Genomic DNA, 17,856 nt, shown 5'->3' with positions numbered 1-17,856 from the left:
ATAGGGCTTTATGTTTTACCTTTGATGTCCAATTTTTGTTCCAAAGCCAGTGACAACCCAAAAAAAATACATTCTAGCAATTGAATCTTCATGCGATGATACTTCGGCAGCCGTTCTCTGCAATACAAAAGTATTGAGTAACGTGGTGGCCACACAGGAAATTCATAAGCAATATGGAGGTGTTGTCCCTGAGCTCGCCTCAAGAGCGCATCAACAAAATATTGTTCCCGTGGTACACCAAGCCTTGGCCAAGGCAAATATCGATAAAAAACAGCTATCCGCCATAGCATTTACTAGAGGGCCTGGACTCATGGGTTCTTTATTGGTCGGGACTTCTTTTGCCAAATCCCTGGCGCTTGGCCTAGACATTCCATTGATAGAAGTAAACCATATGGAAGCCCATATTTTAGCGCATTTTATTGATGATGAAACTAGGGACAAACCAAAATTTCCCTTTATTGGAATGACCATAAGCGGTGGGCATACCCAAATTGTGAGGGTCAATGACTATTTTGATATGGAAGTGCTGGGCGAAACATTGGATGACGCCGTTGGCGAAGCTTTTGATAAAAGTGCCAAACTTATGGGACTGCCCTACCCCGGTGGTCCTTTGGTAGACAAAAAAGCCCAACTCGGTAATCCTAAACGCTTTATGTTTCCCAAACCCAAAGTTGAAGGACTCAATTTTAGTTTCAGCGGACTCAAGACCAGCATTCTATATTTTTTACAGCGGGAAACCAAAAAGAATCCAGATTTTGTGGAACAAAACATCAATGACATCTGTGCCTCTGTTCAAGAGACGATACTAAACATCTTGATGGACAAATTAAACATAGCGGTAAGCCAAACCCACATTCAACAAATTGCTATTGGTGGGGGAGTTGCCGCCAACTCTGGCATTCGCGCAAGACTCAAAGAAGCCGAAGAACTAAAGGGATGGAAAACCTATATTCCAAAATTTGAATATTGTACCGATAATGCCGCCATGATCGGTATTGTTGGGTATCTCAAATACCAAAATGACCTATTTACCGATCAGAAGGTTACTGCCAAAGCACGGTATACCATTGGAAGCTGATATGCTTCTCTTTTTCATTTAATTCTGCTACCTTTCACTTCAATTCAATTAGAAATGGCTTATAACGAAGAAACGGTTAAAAGAATCAGAGAGACCATTAATTTGTTTCCAGAAACCTTTACTGAAAAGAAAATGTTCGGGGGTGTGGCCTTTTTGTTTCATGGAAAAATGACCGTGGGCCCGGTCAAAGATGATTTGGCGGTTAGGATTGTTCCGGAAAAAATGGAACAAGTGATGCAACAGGAATTTGTAAGGCCCATGGATTTTACAGGCAAACCCATGAAAGAATTCGTTTTCGTATCTCCCGAAGGTTTCAGGACAGAGGAACAATTGCAGTATTGGGTGGAACTGGGTCTGGAACATGCCAAAAGTAAACTTTAATTCATGCAACTTTTTTTCAATCCTTCATTAGACAATAGTTACAAACAGTTTTTCTTTTCTTCCGAAGAAAGCAAACACATCACTAAAGTTTTACGGAAAAAAGAAGGTGACCTATTGCATATTACCAATGGTAAAGGATTTCTTTTTGAGGCCAAAATCTTAGTCGCTGACATAAGAAAATGTAAAGCACAGATTGTTTCAGAAAGTAAGACGGTACCGAAAAAATACAAACTGCACCTTGCCGTGGCTCCAACCAAAATGAATGATCGGTACGAATGGTTTTTGGAAAAAGCAACTGAGATTGGTGTGGATGAAATTACCCCTATTATTTGCGAACATTCCGAGAGAAAAGTACTGAAAATTGAGCGGATGGAACGTATTGTGCAATCGGCCATGAAACAATCACTCCGCACTTTTTTACCCAAACTGAATCCCATCACTTCCTATAATGACTTTTTAGCACAACAAAATGAAGGGCTAAAGTTCATTGCTCATTGTGAAGAGGGCGAAAAAATGGAATTGAAAAGAAGAGTAGCTGCTGATAAAGATGTTACCATTCTTATTGGACCTGAAGGGGATTTTTCAAAAGATGAAATCGATTTGGCCTACCAAAAAGGCTATGTACCTGTATCTCTGGGGAAAAATCGGTTACGTACAGAAACCGCCGCAATTGTAGCCTGTACAACGGTGGGCATCATCAACAATTAGGGTAGTTGCACCGAAGTTTTGACAGCAGCGATTATATCCAGATTGCCTGCTTCAACCAACAACATCAAAGTCAATCCTTCATTCTTTGCAACAATGCTTGGGATATGTATTGCATTTTTCCCTTTGGCGGATTGAAGCGGGATATATTTTTCCGCGATAACAATATTGCTGTTTTTTAAAACTCTATTTCGATTTTCGCCACGCTTTACCGATGTAATCCGTTCATCCAAAACCACAACAGCCCTTAATTGCTTTCCATCAAGATTTCCCTTTACATTAAAATCAAATTCCAATGTTTTACCTGATAAAGTATGATGGGACAACTCAACTTCATTTTCCGCCTTTTTGGTTTTATAGATTGATATTTTGGAAGTCATTTGTGAACGGTTCGACCCGACAAAGTGTTCTTTTCCATTTACTACCAATTGTGGTGTATAATTGCTTCCATATCGAAACTTCCTATTATACTGCTGTTGTTTTTTTGTATAAATAGATTTGCTAAAAGGGTCTTCCCAACCAATATAATTCCAATAATCCACATGGTATGATAGTGCAAAAACTTCTTTGGGGAATTGCTTCTTCGCCTTTTCCAACAAAATATCAGCAGGTGGGCAACTTGAACAACCCTGAGAGGTAAACAGTTCCAATACCACTACAGGTTTGTATATTCCTTCTTCAACTGTCTTTACTTCCTTTTTTAAAATGCTCATTTCATCTCCTTTGCCCTCAACTTTGGTGGCATAAAGGGCGATCAATGATATTCCAAAGAACACAAAAGAGGGGAATAATATCTTTTTAGGCATGAATACTGTACTTTTGATTATTAAGTTATTCGCATGTTTATGAGACAACTTACCTACATAGCCTGTTTTTTAACTTTTTTTATGATTGGCATTGGTCAAGCACAAGACATTGCCATATTAAAATATGGCGGCGGCGGAGATTGGTATTCCAATCCAACAGCATTGCCCAATCTAATTCAATTCTGCAATGCGCAAATAGGTACCAAGATAAAACCACAACCTGAAACTGTGGAAACTGGGAGTGTCTCCATTTTTAAATATCCATTTTTGCACATGACCGGACACGGAAACGTTTTTTTTACTGATGAAGAGGCTGAAAACCTAAGGACGTATCTGCTTTCGGGTGGTTTTTTGCACATTGATGATAATTATGGAATGGAGCCTTATATTAAAAGAGAATTGCAAAAAGTATTTCCAGATAAACAGTTGGAAGAATTAGGTGCCGACCATCCAATATTTGATCAAAAGTTTTCCTTTCCCCAAGGTCTCCCCAAGATTCACGAACATGATGGGAAAAGACCACAGGCATTTGGTATTTTTGACCAAGGTCGATTGTTGCTGTTATTCACCTTTGAAAGTGATCTAGGAGATGGTTGGGAAGACCCGTCCGTGCACAACGACCCTGAAGATGTTAGACAGAAAGCCCTGCAAATGGGCTCTAATATTATCGAATATGTTTTTAAAAGTTAATCCATGAGCTCACGTACAATTGCCAATGGAATCTTAAGAGCGGTAGCCATAATTGTAGGCCTAGCAATCTTGGTATATTTTATATATAAAATACAATCTGTTTTGGCCTATTTGGCCATTGCCACAGTTATTGCTCTATTGGGAAGACCGATTGTACTTTTTTTGAGAAGAAAATTAAAATTCCCCAATACTTTGGCTGTAATTGTTACCATGATTTTTATGCTGGCCATTTTCCTTGGGATTTTAGCTCTCTTTATTCCTTTGATTTCTGAACAAAGTAAAAACCTTTCCTTGCTGGATATTGATGCGCTAAAAGCTGATGTCAATACACTCTATTTGCAAATCTTGGATTATTTTGGGGCCACCTCTAACAACGTAAGTGATCTTATTGAAGAATCCCATATTGAAGAAAGCGTATTAAAAGGTTTGGACTTGGGCTTTATACCCAATTTTCTCAATTCCTTCGTGAACATTTTGGGCGACTTTAGCATAGGTTTGTTCTCTGTGCTGTTTATTTCGTTTTTCTTTTTAAAGGACAGTAATTTATTTCAAAATGGTTTGTTGACATTTGTTCCCGACAACAAGGAAAGTAACTTGGTAAAATCCATTGACAAGATAAACGGATTACTCTCCAGGTATTTTGCCGGAATCTTGTTACAGCTTTTTATTTTGTTCGTTATCTATTTTATTTCCTTGCTGATTGTTGGGGTGGAAAATGCCATCGTCATAGCATTTCTTTGTGCCCTTTTTAATATCATTCCCTACATCGGTCCGATCATTGGCGGAATCATTATGGTGACCCTCACCATGACCAGCTTTTTAGGTGCAGATTTTAGCACCGTAATTCTACCAAAAGCCCTCTATGTTTTAATCGGTTTGGTTATAGGACAGCTTATTGATAACTTCTTCTCACAACCGTTTATTTTCTCCACAAGTGTAAAGTCACATCCTCTGGAAATCTTCTTGGTCATTATAATTGCCGGTCTACTTTTCGGAGTTGTTGGAATGGTAGTTGCCGTCCCTGGATACACCGCAATCAAGGTGGTTTTAAAAGAATTTTTGGCCGAATACTCCTTCGTGAAGAAATTAACCAAAAACCTATAGTATCAGTTTGAATAAATTGATATTAAATACTGGTGTACAGGATTTTATATCTAAAAATATAAATACTGACATCGTGTCAGTTTTATTAAAAAAACCACTTTTTGAAGGTATCTCTCAAAAAGAACTGGCGGAACAACTGGAAGCGAAAAAAAAAAGCAAGGACAAATTACCAACTTGGTTCTCCGCTCCCAAAATCTACTACCCCAATAAACTGAATATTGAGCAAACCAGCTCGGAGCTTACCGCCCAATATAAAGCCAATCTCATCAATGGAAAATCATTGGTGGATGTTACTGGTGGACTTGGTGTCGACACCTATTTTTTTTCTAAAAAAATTGATATTGTTTTTCATTGTGAAATCAATACTGAATTAAGTAAAATTGCGGCACATAATTTTGATATTCTTGGTCAGAAAAACATAAAATGTATTCCTGAAGATGGCATAGCATATTTGAAAAAAATCCCTGAAGAATTTGATTGGATCTATATAGATCCTTCACGAAGGAATGATGTCAAGGGCAAAGTGTTTTTGTTGCAAGATTGTCTTCCTAATCTTCCCGAGCAACTTGACAATCTTTTCGAAAAGTCAAAAAATATTTTGGTCAAAACCTCTCCCCTTTTGGATATCAAACAAGGTTTACAAGAATTGGATTTTGTAAAAGAAATTCATGTTGTGTCCGTTAAAAATGAGGTGAAGGAATTGCTGTTTATTTTGGAGCATGACTTTTCTGGAGATGTGCTTTTGAAAACCATAAATTTGCTCCCCAACTCCCAAGAAGTTTTCAATTTTGAACTTGAAAAGGAAAAAGAGGCCATTGTTGAACTTGATACTCCAAAAGAGTATTTGTACGAACCCAATGCAGCTATTCTAAAATCTGGTGGATTTAAATCGGTGGGCAACTATTTTGGTTTGAAAAAACTTCACCTTCACTCCCATTTATATACCGCTTCAACTTTTGTTGATTTTCCGGGAAGGGTATTTTCAGTTCTGGAAATAATACCCTACTCCAAAACCAATCTCAAGAAATTTGCCCGTAACAAGGCTAATATCACCACCAGAAACTTTCCAATACCTGTAACTGAACTTCGAAAAAAACACAACATTAAAGATGGCGGCGAAGTGTACCTTTTTTTCACTACATCAGAAAAGGACACCTTAGTTGTATTAGACTGTAGAAAGGTTTAATCTTCAATCCAAATTTTCAAGCCAGTTGAAGCACAGGTCCATCCATCCTTTCAATTTCGCATCTTGCAAGGCCAAAGAAAATCCATGACCTCCTGAGGGATAAATGTGCATCGTTACCGGTACTTTTTTATTCCTTAAGGATTGAAACAATAAAATACTATTCTCCACTGGCACGGCATTATCATCCACTGCATGGAGCAAAAATGTTGGCGGAGTATTCTCGGTTACATTTTTTTCGGCAGAAAAACGGCTGATTAAGTCCTGGGTGGGATTTTCTCCTAAAAGCGCGCTCCTTGAGCCAATATGGGTAGTATCGAATTCCAAAGAAATAACAGGATAAATCAACGCCATAAAATCTGGTCGGGCACTCAAATCATCTGCCCCATCTTGTCTAGGATAGACCTTCTCATCATACATTGCTCCGAGCGTGGACGCCAAATGTCCTCCAGCCGAAAATCCCATAATTCCAATTTTGTCCACTGAAATATTCCACTCACTAGCCTTACTCCGAACCAACCTGATGGCCCTTTGCGCATCTTGAAGGGGTACTATCTCTTTCTGGTCTGTGATTGATTTGGATATGGGCAATCTGTACTTCACAACGATTCCTGCAACTCCTTTGGCGTTAAAAGCTTTTGCAATATTGGAACCTTCCCAATCGTAGGCCAGCCCGTGATAGCCACCACCCGGGAAAATCAAAACAGCTTTCCCATTGGCAATTCTTTTTCCGGGCAAATACACCTCAATAAGCGGTTGTTGTACATTTCGTATCCACCTAATATCCTCTTCCACATCCTCTTCCTTTTCATTGGATTCGGTTTGGTTCGGAATCTTATGGGGCCATAAAGGGATAATGGTATCTTGGGCAGCTATATTTCCAATGGATAAAGCCATAACTACGAAAAATAATGTTCTATACATTGTTGATATTTTTATTGATTTTAAATTCAGTCATCACAGTCCCACTTAAAGTTGGCGATTTTATCATTGGAACCAGCAGAAAGGTTGTAATGCCACCATTCTGTCCGAATGGACCAGAAACCGTGGGACTCCATAGTTTCCTTTAGGAGTTTTCTGTTCTCTAAAATTTCTTTAGGCAGATCCATATTATCGTGATAGGCTCTTTTTCCGAAAAAATCGAAATCAGTGCCCATGTCCAGTTCGTTTCCTTCTAAATCAACCAAAGTAATATCAACAGCCCCTCCTTTGTTATGAATGGAGCCTTTTACCGGGTTTGCCACATATTGCGGATTGGGAACAATCTTCCACATTTTATATTGGACAGAGTTAGGTCGATAACAATCGAAGAACTTAATTTTCACCCCTTTTTTGAGGAAATCCTTATTGGCGGCTATCAACGCCTTTGCTGTTTTTACACGAGTATAGCATTCGGCGCAATCATAAACTTTGGCCTTTAAAAAGTTATTCTCCGTAGCATAACGCATGTCATATGCAAAATCCTCACTAAAATCGGCTATACGCACAAAAGTAGTATCGGCAAGGTCATCAAATGTCCTAAGCACTTTCTTCTGAGCTACATTGGTATCAGGAACATTGGATATTTCTTCCACTACAATTTTTGCTTCGGGTTGTGGTTCAACCTTCTTTTTACAATTGACTGATACTATAAAAATGAAAATAAGTACACTATATCTCATGAAATCAATTTATAGTTTTTGTTGAGCAAACCAAGTGTACAGAGAATCCGTGGTATAGGCTCTTTCCCAAGAATTATGTCCAACACCTGAATATCTGGTATAATTCACCTGATACCCCATTTGTTTCAGTTTGGCCACCATTTGGTCTGATTCTTTTACATCAATAACATCATCTTGGTCCCCGTGAAATACCCAAATGGGCATTTTTTTGTTTATCCAATGGGCATACGGTAATGGGGCCATCCCGCAGACAACGGCCATGGCCGCGAATTTGTTCGGATATTGTGTTGCCATTTCCCAAGCAGCACTTCCTCCCCTACTCAAGCCTGTCAAATAAATCCGGTTTTTATCCACCCTGTTTGTAGCAACAATTGAATCCAACAATTGTACTACAGCGGAGGTATTCCACCATTTTTTTTGATGCGGATGACTTGGAGCCAATACCAAAAATGGAAATTTATACCCCTCTGCCAAAAGTTTGGGCGGACCGCTCTTTTGAATATGATTTAATTGTTTCCCGGCATCCCCTCCCCCATGAAGGAACAATAGTAAACCAAACTCTTCATCTGGATTGGATTCATATGCTGCTGGATAGTACAAGTAGTATTTATAGTTCTCCTTGGTTACGGTCTGTAACTCATCCTCTATCAATTGGGATTGGGCCAAACAACCCTGCAACAAAGTGACACAACCAAAGAAAAATAGTTTGAACAATGATTTTGGATAACCCATGCCACAATTTACAAAAGTTTATTGGCGATTTCCTCCCAGGTATTGGCACGTTCAAAATCTGTAGTATTTACATTATGGGGTGACGTAAACATGATTGACCTTCCATCAAAATTTTTAAGATTACGGCTACGGTCATCAATGAGCACATCCCCTTTTAATATGAATTTGTATCCGCAAAGAATTCTTTTCTGCCAGGGAATAAAGGGAAAGAAATCATCTAACCAATCTGACTTTTCCTTTAAGGAATTAGGGTATTCCATGGCTGCAGAAGCAATATACACTTCATGTTTTTTACTCAATTCAGCCAATACTTCCTGACTTTGGGATATAATTTTCAAATCCTTGAAAAAACCTATTCGGGTTGCATGCTCACGGACAGATTTCTGGTGTTCTTCAGGCACACATTGCCATACTTCTTTGCCCATGCATTCCTCGGCTGTTAAGTTGGCGTCAAACTCGCTATTGTAAAGTTCTATGTGAGCATTGAAGGAATCGGCAATCACCTCATCCATGTCTACAAATATGGTCATGGTAGTTATTTTTTGTGAAGTACGCCAAAATCCATAACAAACTGAAAAAATTCACAAAAAGTTAATTAACAACCTAGTCCAAAAAAATGAGAATTACTCTGCCAGATGTTTTGATTACTGTTCAACATTCAAATTGTATTACAATTATTTCAAAAACATAAAACCTTTATTTACAAAAAACAACAATTTCCTGACTTAATAATTAATTTATAAGGCTCTTTAGCCCAGATAGTTTCAATATTGAATCCTAATTGTTATTATTGCGTAATCAAATTGTTATGTTTTAAATGGCGGTCCGTTTTCATCGTCTTCTTTTCGTTTTTATTTTATTTCAATTATCCCTGACTTATAGTCAAACATATTTTGAAAGAAATACTGATTTGCATCTTAATGACAGTGTCAGTTATGGAGACATTGGAGTGTTCTTAGGGCCTGGTATTTCATTCATGGATTTTGATAATGATGGTTGGGATGATATCACTATTCCATCTTCCGAGGAAAACGACTTTCAGTTTTTAAGAAACATAGGTGGTTCTTTCGAAATACTCGATTTGCCCATTACAAGTAATGGATTACAGTCCCGCCAGGTTATTTGGGTAGATTTTGACAATGATGGGGACAATGATTTTTTTGCTGCTAGTACAGATGGCAAATGTTGGTTCTACAGAAATGATGGAAATAATAGCTTCACAGATATCCTAGAATTATCGCAGATTGCTCAACTATCCTATGAATATCTTGGCTCTATTTGGGGTGATTATGATAATGATGGACTTTTAGATCCATTTGTCATAGTAAGAGCTCCTACAGAAAGTAGTAATCATAGCCTTCTATATCATAATAATGGTGATGGAACTTTTACAGATGTTACCGCATCGGCAGGATTACATATAACTGGTAAAATGACATTGAGTGCCTCTTATCTTGATTTTGATCGTGATGGATTTCAAGATATTCTATTGGCAAATGATAAAGATTTCATTGCAAACACTTTATATAGAAACAACGGAGACGGAACCTTTGCTGATGTGAGTATACTTTCCAATATGGACCTTCTAGTGGATGGAATGTCCACAACCATAGAAGACTATGACAACGATGGTTTTCTTGATGTTTACATCACCAATATTTACCCTCACTACAACGAGACCAGCGTCCTTGGAAATGCATTCATGCGAAACAATAGGGATGGCACCTTCACCAATATTGCATTGGATAATGGAACCCGTTTTGATGGTTACGCCTGGGGTGCAATTTTTCTGGATGGAGATAATGACACCAATCTGGACCTCTATACAAATAGTCACTTGGATGGTAGTGATGGAAGACCACCTTCCGCATATTTTGAAAATGATGGAACCGGAAATTACTTTATCCCAAATGCAACTGGATTTGAAAATGATATTGCCCGAAGTTATGGTAATGCCATGGGCGATATTCAAAACGATGGACTTCCAGATATGGTTGTGGTGAATACCAACAATGAACCTATTGATCTTTGGGAAAACAAAACAGAAACCTCCAATAATTGGTTAAAAATCAAATTGAGAGGAACAGAAAGTAACGCTATGGGTATTGGGTCTTTCATTAAAATAAGCATTGACAATCAAGTTTACTATAGATACACTATTTGTGGCGAAGGTTACCTCTCCCAAAATAGTAGTTATGAATTTTTTGGCATGGGGCCGGCTACTGTGGTTGATTATATTGAGGTAACTTGGTTAAGTGGTATTGTTGACCGTATTGAAAATATTGATGCCAATCAGTCTTTGACTATTGAAGAGGGAGTAAATCCTATAGAAATAGGAGGTGGCAATAACGAAGACCCTGAATCAACTTCTTCTGACAAGACCGTTGCCAGACAATGGAATGAAGCTCTTTTGAATGCAATTCGATGGGATTATGCCAGACCAACAGTTCATGCTAGAAATCTATTTCATAGCTCGGTGGCTATGTATGATGCATGGGCCATCTTAAATGATGAAGCTGAGACAGTCTTTCTTGGTAAAACATTTGCTGGATATTCTTGTGGTTTCAATGGAATTAACATTCCAGAAAACACAAATGAAGCAGCAGAAGAAATCATGAGTTACGCCATGTATCGACTTATCCTACATAGATTTGCCAATTCACCTGGTTCTACAGCAACCCTTCAGGTTGTAAATAATCTTTTCAGCACTTTGGGCCATGACCCTTACTATGCCAATACAGATTATAGTGAAGGGTCTTATGCAGCTTTGGGCAATTATCTGGCCGAACAGCTGATTGCTTTTGGTTTGCAAGATGGATCTAACGAATCCAATGAATATGGAAATCAGTTCTATACACCTACCAATGACCCACTAGAATTGGAAGTTTATGAGGAAAATTTCGACCTTAATGACCCAAATAGATGGCAGCCCCTAAAATTTGAAAACTTTATAGATCAAAGTGGCAACCTAATTGTAGGAAGCACTCCCGATTTTCTAAGTCCAGAATGGGGTAAGGTTATTCCCTTTGCACTCAATGAAGCTGATCTAACGGTTCAAAATAATAGCTTCGATAGCTATATCTATAATAATCCCGGAGCCCCTCCAATGATTCAAGATGGCAATGGAATAGATGATCCCTACAAATGGAATTTTGCCTTGGTCGCCTCGTGGTCTTCCCATTTGGATCCAGATGACCCAACACTGATTGATATTTCTCCAGGGGCCATTGGTAATATCGATATAAACAACTATCCAAACACCTTCTCAGAATATATAGCTTTTTATGATTTTATGGAAGGAGGCGATATTGGTACTGGGCACGTTATGAATCCGTTTACCCAGCAACCGTATGAGCCGCAATTTGTTAAACGAGCTGACTATGCCCGTGTTTTAGCTGAATTCTGGGCTGATGGTCCAGATTCTGAAACTCCGCCCGGACATTGGTTCACCATTTTAAATTATGTTTCGGATCATCCAGAAACTATAAAACAGTTTGGAGGGGAAGGCAATATTTTAGATGATTTGGAATGGGACGTAAAGGCCTATCTAGCTTTGGGTGGCGCCATGCACGATGCGGCTGTGAATACATGGGGAATTAAAGGGTATTATGACTATGTAAGACCCATATCTGCAATTAGGTATATGTCAGCCAAGGGACAAAGTTCAGACATCGCATTACCCAATTATCACCCTCATGGAATACCACTAATGCCAGACAGAATTGAACTTATTGAAGAAGGTGATGCCCTAGCCGGCACATTCAACGAAAATGTTGGTCAGATAAAAATTTGGGGCTGGAGAGGTCCTGATTTCATCAATGACCCAACACAAGATGTTGCTGGGGTAGGCTGGATTCTAGGTACACAATGGTGGCCTTACCAAAGACCATCATTTGTAACGCCACCCTTTGCAGGTTATGTTTCTGGTCACTCCACATTTTCAAGAGCTGCCGCACAAGTGCTTACACAAATCACAGGGGACTCATTTTTTCCCGGAGGAATGGGAGTTTTCGATATTGAACAGAATAAATTCCTTGTATTTGAAAGAGGGCCCAGTGAAAATTTAACGCTACAATGGGCCACTTATCAAGATGCATCTGAACAAACCAGTCTTTCAAGAATATGGGGAGGTATTCACCCACCTATAGACGATATCCCTGGAAGGATCATGGGTGAGAAAATTGGAGAAGATGCATTTCAATTGGCTAATTCATACTATAATGGTTATGCAAATTTCAGTTATGATAATTTCTTGGTAGAAGTGACCGGGGAGAGCTGTGTAGACCAAAATGATGGAAAAATTACCATTAATGCCAAGGATTATTATAATTATCAAGCCCTATTAAACGGAAACATTTATGAGTTTACCCAAGATATCACTATTTCAGATCTATCCCCAGGACAATATTCCCTCTGTATTGGTGTAACTGGAAATAGTTCTGAACAACAGTGTTTTGAACTTGATGTAAAGGAAAAAACACACAATATTATACAAACATCAATCGATGAGCTGGGTTCCGTATTAAAGTTACAAGTAGATGTTAGTGGTGGTACTCCTCCATACAAAATTGAAATTAATGACATTGTACAAACTGAGTTTCAAACCAATACTGTTGAAGTTTCAGTAAAAAAGGGAGATGTTCTCAAAATATCATCGCAGCTACCTTGTGAAGGTATTTATTCCGAAGTAATAGGAGAAAGCAATGAACCCTTGGTTTATTATTCAAATCCCAATACGACGGAAGCACGAATAATTCTAAATGATGCTGTCAACAATATTCCAGTTTTGGTTTACACAATAAATGGTCAACTTGTCAACTCCTACGAGCTGGAGGTAAATAATCGGGAAATTAAATTACCTGTACAGAATTTGGCGTCTGGTATATACGTGGTTGTGCTTAAAACTTCACCCCCAACCTCGTTTAAACTGGTAAAACAATAACCTTACTTTTCCGAAGTTTAAGCCAATTATAATTTTGCTACTTTTTACCTAAAAAAATCCACTTGCAGTAATAACCTGTATATTTAAGCCTATTTTCAGCCGCCTGTTAAAATGAAACTTCATTTATTAAATCGTAGTAGTGATGCAGAATCCTCTTTTACCATTGCATATAATAGTTATCCAAACTTTCTAAAGGTTTGGCACTACCATAAAGAGCTTGAGCTCGTTTTTATCGAGAAAAGTACAGGGACGAGATTTATAGGGGATAGTATCCAAAAATTTAAGCCTGGGGAAATTATTCTTCTTGGGAAGAATTTACCCCATATGTGGCAAAATGATGATATGTATTTTGAGTCTGAAGTCCCGAATTCTGCAGAAGCTATTGCAATACATTTTACTGAAGATTTTTTAGGAAAAGAATTTTTCGCATCAGCCGAATTTGCCCACATTGGACAAATGCTCAAGCTGGCTCAACAAGGTATAAAATTTGAAAACCTGGAAGAATCCATCTATCAATCCATGCGCAACATACTCCATTTGGACTCTTTTGCCAAAACCATTGCATTTCTAGAATTGCTCAACAAACTTTCACACTGCAAAACGTATAATTTACTGTCCAGTATGGGCTACATGGACGATTTCGGTCAAAACAAAACCAATAGACTTCGGAAAGTATATGCCTACACTTTTGACAATTTCAAAAATGATATCGGCTCAAATACTGTAGCCCAACAAATCGGTATGAATACCTCTGCATTTTGCCGTTTCTTTAGAAAAACCCACAGAAAACCTTATACACGATATCTTAATGAAGTAAGAGTTGGCTACGCCTGTAAATTGTTATTGGAGAATCAAAATAATATTACTGGGGCGGCTTATGAATCTGGTTTCAAGAGCATTTCAAACTTCAATAGACAGTTCAAAATTATTAAAAACATGTCTCCAAAAGATTATATTAAATTTCACAAAAATTCTCAATATATAAATTAAGAGCAAAAAAAGTACCAGTTTTGGCATGTTTTAAGGTGGTTCGTGGTCTCTCTTCCTTATAAATTTGTTAGGATTTGATTAAAATCAATACCATGACCATTATTACTGAAATTGAAGTAAAGGACGTTCGTTTTCCCACAAGTAAAACTCTGGATGGTTCAGACGCCATGAATCCAGACCCAGACTATTCAGCAGCTTACGTAATCCTTAAAACTGACCACCTAGATGGTTTGGAAGGTCATGGACTAACTTTCACTATCGGGCGTGGCAATGAGTTGTGTGCCAAATCTATAGAAGCCATGTCTCATTTGATTGTTGGCAAAAGCCTGGAAAGTTTCACCTCCAATATGGGGGCTTTCTGGAAAATGATAACCGGTGACAGTCAATTACGTTGGTTGGGGCCAGAAAAGGGTGTAATCCATTTGGCTACTGGCGCAGTTGTTAATGCAGTTTGGGATCTTTATGCAAAAAAAGAGGCGAAACCGCTTTGGTTGCTTTTGGCAGAAATGACCCCAGAACAATTGGTGTCCTGTGTTGATTTCACCTATATCACAGATGCCATCACCCCCGATGAAGCCCTTCAAATTTTAAAGAAACAGGAAGGTACCAAACAAGAACGCATAGATTATCTTTTGGAACATGGCTATCCAGCTTATACCACTTCTGCAGGTTGGTTGGGCTATTCCGATGAAAAGATTAAACGTTTGAGTCAGGAAGCCAAAGAAGAGGGATTCAAGCATCTTAAAATGAAAGTGGGTGCCGATTTGCAAGATGATATGAGACGTGCCGAAATAATTAGAAGCGTTATTGGAAATGACCTCAAGCTAATGATGGATGCCAACCAGCGATGGGATGTTGGGGAAGCTATTGATAACATGGCCCAATTAAAAAAGTTTGACCCTTGGTGGATCGAAGAACCTACCAGTCCTGACGATATTTTGGGACATGCCCAAATAGCAGAGGCTGTTGCCCCCATAAAAGTAGCTACTGGAGAACATTGCCAAAACCGTGTTATCTTCAAGCAACTGATGCAGGCCAACGCATTTCAGGTCTGTCAAATTGATAGTTGCCGTGTAGGTGGCGTTAACGAAAACTTGGCCATATTACTTATGGCGGCCAAGTTCGGCATTCCTGTATGTCCACATGCTGGTGGAGTTGGGCTATGCGAATATGTGCAACATCTATCCATGGTGGATTATATTTGTATCAGTGGAAGCTTGGAGGATAGAATCATTGAATATGTAGATCATCTACATGAACACTTTCTTGACCCTGTGAAAATCAAAAATGGAGCTTACATGCCTCCTGCTATGCCAGGATACAGTATACAGATGAAAGAAGATACTCTTGTGGATTATGCTTTTCCCGACGGAAAAGTGTGGAACAAATCGTAAATCACGGATAATCAACTAGCCATAGCCTGAAAATAGACACAACTGAAAACAAACTAAATAATCATGAAATCAAAATTAACTGTCCTATTACTTCTTTTGGGGTTGATGGCCTTTGGTCAAGGACAAAAAAATTACACCCCAGCCCCTGAAAATTTGGAAGCCAGAGCATGGTTTCAAGATGCCAAATTTGGACTTTTTGTCCATTGGGGAGTATACAGCACCTTAGGTGATGGCGAATGGGTAATGAACAATCAAAACATTCCGATAGATGCCTACGAAAAATTACCGACATTTTTCAACCCCATAGATTTCAACGCTGAAGAATGGGTGAAAATGGTCAAGGATGCAGGTATGAAATATATTACCATCACCAGTAGGCATCATGACGGTTTTTCCATGTTCGATACAAAGGCCACCGACTACAACATCGTTGACGCTACCCCTTATGGCAAAGATGTACTCAAACAATTGGCCGAAGCCTGTAGAAAAGAAGACATCAAGTTATTTTTCTATTATTCTTTATTGGATTGGCACCATGATGATTATTTCCCAAGGGGGAGAACAGGCAACGGAATACCTGGAAGAGGTGAAGGTGATTGGAACACCTACATTGATTTTATGAAGCAACAGCTTACTGAACTCTTAACCAATTATGGTGAAATAGGTGGTATTTGGTTTGATGGCCATTGGGATCAATTGGAATGGGATGGTAAACGCTTTGGTAAATTAAAGGTAGATTGGCATTACGATGAAATCTACAAACTAATTCACGATTTACAGCCCCAATGCCTTATCGGTAACAATCATCATTTGGCAACTATTGAAGGTGAAGATTTTCAAATGTTTGAAAAAGATTTACCAGGTAAAAACACCACCGGTTTTGGTTCATCCGAAGAAGATATAGGCAAACTACCTTTTGAAGTTTGCGAGACCATAAATGGCTCATGGGGATTCAATCTACAGGACCGCAGGCACAAATCTAAAAAAGAATTGGTGCAGTATATTGTAAAAGCTGCTGGCTACGGAAGCAATTTGTTATTGAATGTTGGTCCAATGCCAAACGGAAAAATTCAAGATGAGCACAAAAAATCCCTAAAGGAAATGGGAGAATGGCTTCGAACTTATGGAGCAACTATCTACGGAACCAAGGCGGGTCCTGTACCACCTTCAGAAGAAATGGCCTCTACCCAAAAAGGAAAAAAAATCTACTTGCATTTGCTTTTAGGTGAGGATAAAGTTTTTGTGAAAGATTTTAGTGGAAAAATCAAAAGTGTAAAGCTTTTTGATGGCACCCCCATTAAATATGTAAAGAATGGATATGGTCTCTTATTGGATATTCCGAAGGAAAAAATAGACCCTATAGATACTATTGTTGAAATAACTATAAAGTAAAAAAATGGCATCGTTTGATTACAATGGAAAAACTGTACTTATTACAGGAGGTGGAAGTGGTATTGGTGAAGCTATATGTGAACAATTTGCGGCCAATGGGGCAAATGTCCACATTTTAGATTATGATTTTGAAAAAGCGAAAGAGGTAGCTTCTTCCATTATCGAAAAAGGGCACAAAGCAAAACCCCATCAGTGTGATGTTTCTGATCAAACTCAAGTAAAAAATATAATTGCTGGTATTGCGGCATATGATTCCATTGATGTTCTTATCAATAATGCTGGCATAGCCCATGTAGGTAATGTGGAAGGTACCACCGAAGCAGATATGGATCGTTTATACCAGGTTAACATCAAAGGGGTATACAACTGCATGCATGTGGCGGTAAGTGTCATGAAAGAACAGCAAAAAGGTGTTATGCTGAATATGGCATCCATAGCTTCTTCAGTGGGGATTTCGGACCGTTTTGCCTATTCCATGACCAAGGGGGCGGTGCTGACCATGACCTATTCGGTCGCCAAGGACTATGTGGATCAGGGCATTCGGTGCAATAGCATATCGCCTGCACGGGTACATACCCCTTTTGTGGATGGTTTTTTGGCCGATAACTACCCCGGGAAGGAGGCTGAAATGTTTGAAAAATTATCAAACACGCAGCCTATTGGTCGTATGGGCAAGCCCATTGAAATAGCCAACTTGGCCCTGTATCTCTGTTCTGATGAGGCATCGTTCATAACCGGAACTGATTTTCCTATAGACGGCGGTTTCATCAAACTCAACGGATAACAAAACACTACTTT

General features: G+C 38.8%; 16 protein-coding genes. 11 read left to right on the top strand and 5 right to left on the bottom strand.

What is annotated here, in order from left to right; translation table 11 throughout:
• The first annotated feature begins 49 nt into the window (after positions 1-49).
• Genes tsaD through HJC33_RS09480 form a run of 3 tightly spaced genes read left to right on the top strand, consistent with a single transcriptional unit; the run spans position 50 to position 2,167 of the window.
• Positions 50-1,078 carry a tRNA (adenosine(37)-N6)-threonylcarbamoyltransferase complex transferase subunit TsaD gene (gene tsaD, locus HJC33_RS09490; RefSeq protein ID WP_171658581.1) on the top strand — a complete coding sequence of 343 codons (1,029 nt, stop codon included), beginning with the start codon at positions 50-52 and terminating at the stop codon, positions 1,076-1,078.
• Between the two features lie 54 nt (positions 1,079-1,132).
• Entirely contained in the window at positions 1,133-1,459 is a 327-nt protein-coding gene (locus HJC33_RS09485; protein ID WP_171658580.1) for a TfoX/Sxy family protein, read from the top strand.
• A gap of 3 nt (positions 1,460-1,462) precedes the next feature.
• Complete coding sequence (locus tag HJC33_RS09480; protein ID WP_171658579.1) at positions 1,463-2,167, top strand: 16S rRNA (uracil(1498)-N(3))-methyltransferase; 705 nt, start codon at positions 1,463-1,465, stop codon at positions 2,165-2,167.
• On the opposite strand, the gene HJC33_RS09475 is transcribed toward HJC33_RS09480, so the two are convergent.
• Complete coding sequence (locus HJC33_RS09475) at positions 2,164-2,970, bottom strand: DUF1223 domain-containing protein (RefSeq protein ID WP_171658578.1); 807 nt, start codon at positions 2,968-2,970, stop codon at positions 2,164-2,166. The two genes, HJC33_RS09480 and HJC33_RS09475, sit on opposite strands and share 4 nt — an antisense overlap.
• A gap of 81 nt (positions 2,971-3,051) precedes the next feature.
• On the opposite strand from HJC33_RS09475, the gene HJC33_RS09470 reads away from it, so the two are divergent.
• The 3 genes from HJC33_RS09470 to HJC33_RS09460 all read left to right on the top strand — a co-directional run bounded on the left by HJC33_RS09470 (position 3,052) and on the right by HJC33_RS09460 (position 5,950).
• Positions 3,052-3,660 carry a DUF4159 domain-containing protein gene (locus HJC33_RS09470; RefSeq protein ID WP_246245519.1) on the top strand — a complete coding sequence of 203 codons (609 nt, stop codon included), beginning with the start codon at positions 3,052-3,054 and terminating at the stop codon, positions 3,658-3,660.
• A gap of 3 nt (positions 3,661-3,663) precedes the next feature.
• The gene (locus HJC33_RS09465; protein WP_171658576.1) at positions 3,664-4,764 is read left to right on the top strand and encodes an AI-2E family transporter; all 1,101 of its coding nucleotides are present in this window, start codon (positions 3,664-3,666) and stop codon (positions 4,762-4,764) included.
• A 73-nt stretch (positions 4,765-4,837) separates the two neighbouring features.
• Positions 4,838-5,950, top strand: coding sequence for a THUMP-like domain-containing protein (locus HJC33_RS09460; protein WP_313777732.1), 1,113 nt, complete (start codon positions 4,838-4,840; stop codon positions 5,948-5,950).
• Positions 5,951-5,953: 3 nt separating this feature from the next.
• Here HJC33_RS09460 and HJC33_RS09455 read toward each other — a convergent pair whose 3' ends face one another.
• From HJC33_RS09455 to HJC33_RS09440, 4 genes are read right to left on the bottom strand one after another with little or no spacing between them, the layout of a single operon-like run.
• Positions 5,954-6,871 (bottom strand): alpha/beta hydrolase, encoded by a 918-nt coding sequence (locus HJC33_RS09455; protein WP_171658574.1) that lies wholly within the window; start codon positions 6,869-6,871, stop codon positions 5,954-5,956.
• Between the two features lie 26 nt (positions 6,872-6,897).
• Complete coding sequence (locus HJC33_RS09450; RefSeq protein WP_171658573.1) at positions 6,898-7,608, bottom strand: M15 family metallopeptidase; 711 nt, start codon at positions 7,606-7,608, stop codon at positions 6,898-6,900.
• 9 nt (positions 7,609-7,617) lie between these two features.
• Entirely contained in the window at positions 7,618-8,340 is a 723-nt protein-coding gene (locus tag HJC33_RS09445) for a carboxylesterase family protein (protein ID WP_171658572.1), read from the bottom strand.
• Positions 8,341-8,348: 8 nt separating this feature from the next.
• Positions 8,349-8,870 (bottom strand): 5' nucleotidase, NT5C type, encoded by a 522-nt coding sequence (locus tag HJC33_RS09440; protein WP_171658571.1) that lies wholly within the window; start codon positions 8,868-8,870, stop codon positions 8,349-8,351.
• Between the two features lie 287 nt (positions 8,871-9,157).
• Between HJC33_RS09440 and HJC33_RS09435 the strand changes: the two genes are divergently transcribed.
• The 5 genes from HJC33_RS09435 (at position 9,158) to HJC33_RS09415 (ending at position 17,842) form a co-directional block, all read left to right on the top strand.
• Complete coding sequence (locus HJC33_RS09435; protein WP_171658570.1) at positions 9,158-13,282, top strand: FG-GAP-like repeat-containing protein; 4,125 nt, start codon at positions 9,158-9,160, stop codon at positions 13,280-13,282.
• 111 nt (positions 13,283-13,393) lie between these two features.
• A complete protein-coding gene (locus HJC33_RS09430; RefSeq protein WP_171658569.1) occupies positions 13,394-14,272 on the top strand; it encodes an AraC family transcriptional regulator in 879 nt (292 codons plus the stop codon).
• Positions 14,273-14,364: 92 nt separating this feature from the next.
• Positions 14,365-15,666, top strand: a complete 1,302-nt coding sequence (locus HJC33_RS09425; RefSeq protein WP_171658568.1) for an L-fuconate dehydratase — start codon at positions 14,365-14,367, stop codon at positions 15,664-15,666.
• Between the two features lie 63 nt (positions 15,667-15,729).
• Positions 15,730-17,058, top strand: a complete 1,329-nt coding sequence (locus HJC33_RS09420; RefSeq protein WP_171658567.1) for an alpha-L-fucosidase — start codon at positions 15,730-15,732, stop codon at positions 17,056-17,058.
• Positions 17,059-17,062: 4 nt separating this feature from the next.
• Positions 17,063-17,842: an SDR family NAD(P)-dependent oxidoreductase gene (locus HJC33_RS09415; RefSeq protein ID WP_171658566.1), complete on the top strand. Its 780-nt coding sequence runs from the start codon at positions 17,063-17,065 to the stop codon at positions 17,840-17,842.
• Positions 17,843-17,856: the final 14 nt, after the last annotated feature.

Origin of the sequence: Flagellimonas amphidinii, from assembly GCF_013090115.1 — a bacterium.
GTDB classification, from domain to species: domain Bacteria; phylum Bacteroidota; class Bacteroidia; order Flavobacteriales; family Flavobacteriaceae; genus Flagellimonas; species Flagellimonas amphidinii.
This window is presented reverse-complemented; position numbering and strand designations above follow the sequence as displayed.

Coding starts and splice junctions, on each gene's coding strand:
- HJC33_RS09485 (WP_171658580.1), top strand. CDS start 1,133: ATGGCTTATAACGAAGAAACGGTTAAAAGAATCAGAGAGACCATTAAT.
- HJC33_RS09480 (WP_171658579.1), top strand. CDS start 1,463: ATGCAACTTTTTTTCAATCCTTCATTAGACAATAGTTACAAACAGTTT.
- HJC33_RS09475 (WP_171658578.1), bottom strand. CDS start 2,970: ATGCCTAAAAAGATATTATTCCCCTCTTTTGTGTTCTTTGGAATATCA.
- HJC33_RS09470 (WP_246245519.1), top strand. CDS start 3,052: ATGATTGGCATTGGTCAAGCACAAGACATTGCCATATTAAAATATGGC.
- HJC33_RS09465 (WP_171658576.1), top strand. CDS start 3,664: ATGAGCTCACGTACAATTGCCAATGGAATCTTAAGAGCGGTAGCCATA.
- HJC33_RS09455 (WP_171658574.1), bottom strand. CDS start 6,871: ATGTATAGAACATTATTTTTCGTAGTTATGGCTTTATCCATTGGAAAT.
- HJC33_RS09450 (WP_171658573.1), bottom strand. CDS start 7,608: ATGAGATATAGTGTACTTATTTTCATTTTTATAGTATCAGTCAATTGT.
- HJC33_RS09445 (WP_171658572.1), bottom strand. CDS start 8,340: ATGGGTTATCCAAAATCATTGTTCAAACTATTTTTCTTTGGTTGTGTC.
- HJC33_RS09440 (WP_171658571.1), bottom strand. CDS start 8,870: ATGACCATATTTGTAGACATGGATGAGGTGATTGCCGATTCCTTCAAT.
- HJC33_RS09435 (WP_171658570.1), top strand. CDS start 9,158: ATGGCGGTCCGTTTTCATCGTCTTCTTTTCGTTTTTATTTTATTTCAA.
- HJC33_RS09430 (WP_171658569.1), top strand. CDS start 13,394: ATGAAACTTCATTTATTAAATCGTAGTAGTGATGCAGAATCCTCTTTT.
- HJC33_RS09425 (WP_171658568.1), top strand. CDS start 14,365: ATGACCATTATTACTGAAATTGAAGTAAAGGACGTTCGTTTTCCCACA.
- HJC33_RS09420 (WP_171658567.1), top strand. CDS start 15,730: ATGAAATCAAAATTAACTGTCCTATTACTTCTTTTGGGGTTGATGGCC.
- HJC33_RS09415 (WP_171658566.1), top strand. CDS start 17,063: ATGGCATCGTTTGATTACAATGGAAAAACTGTACTTATTACAGGAGGT.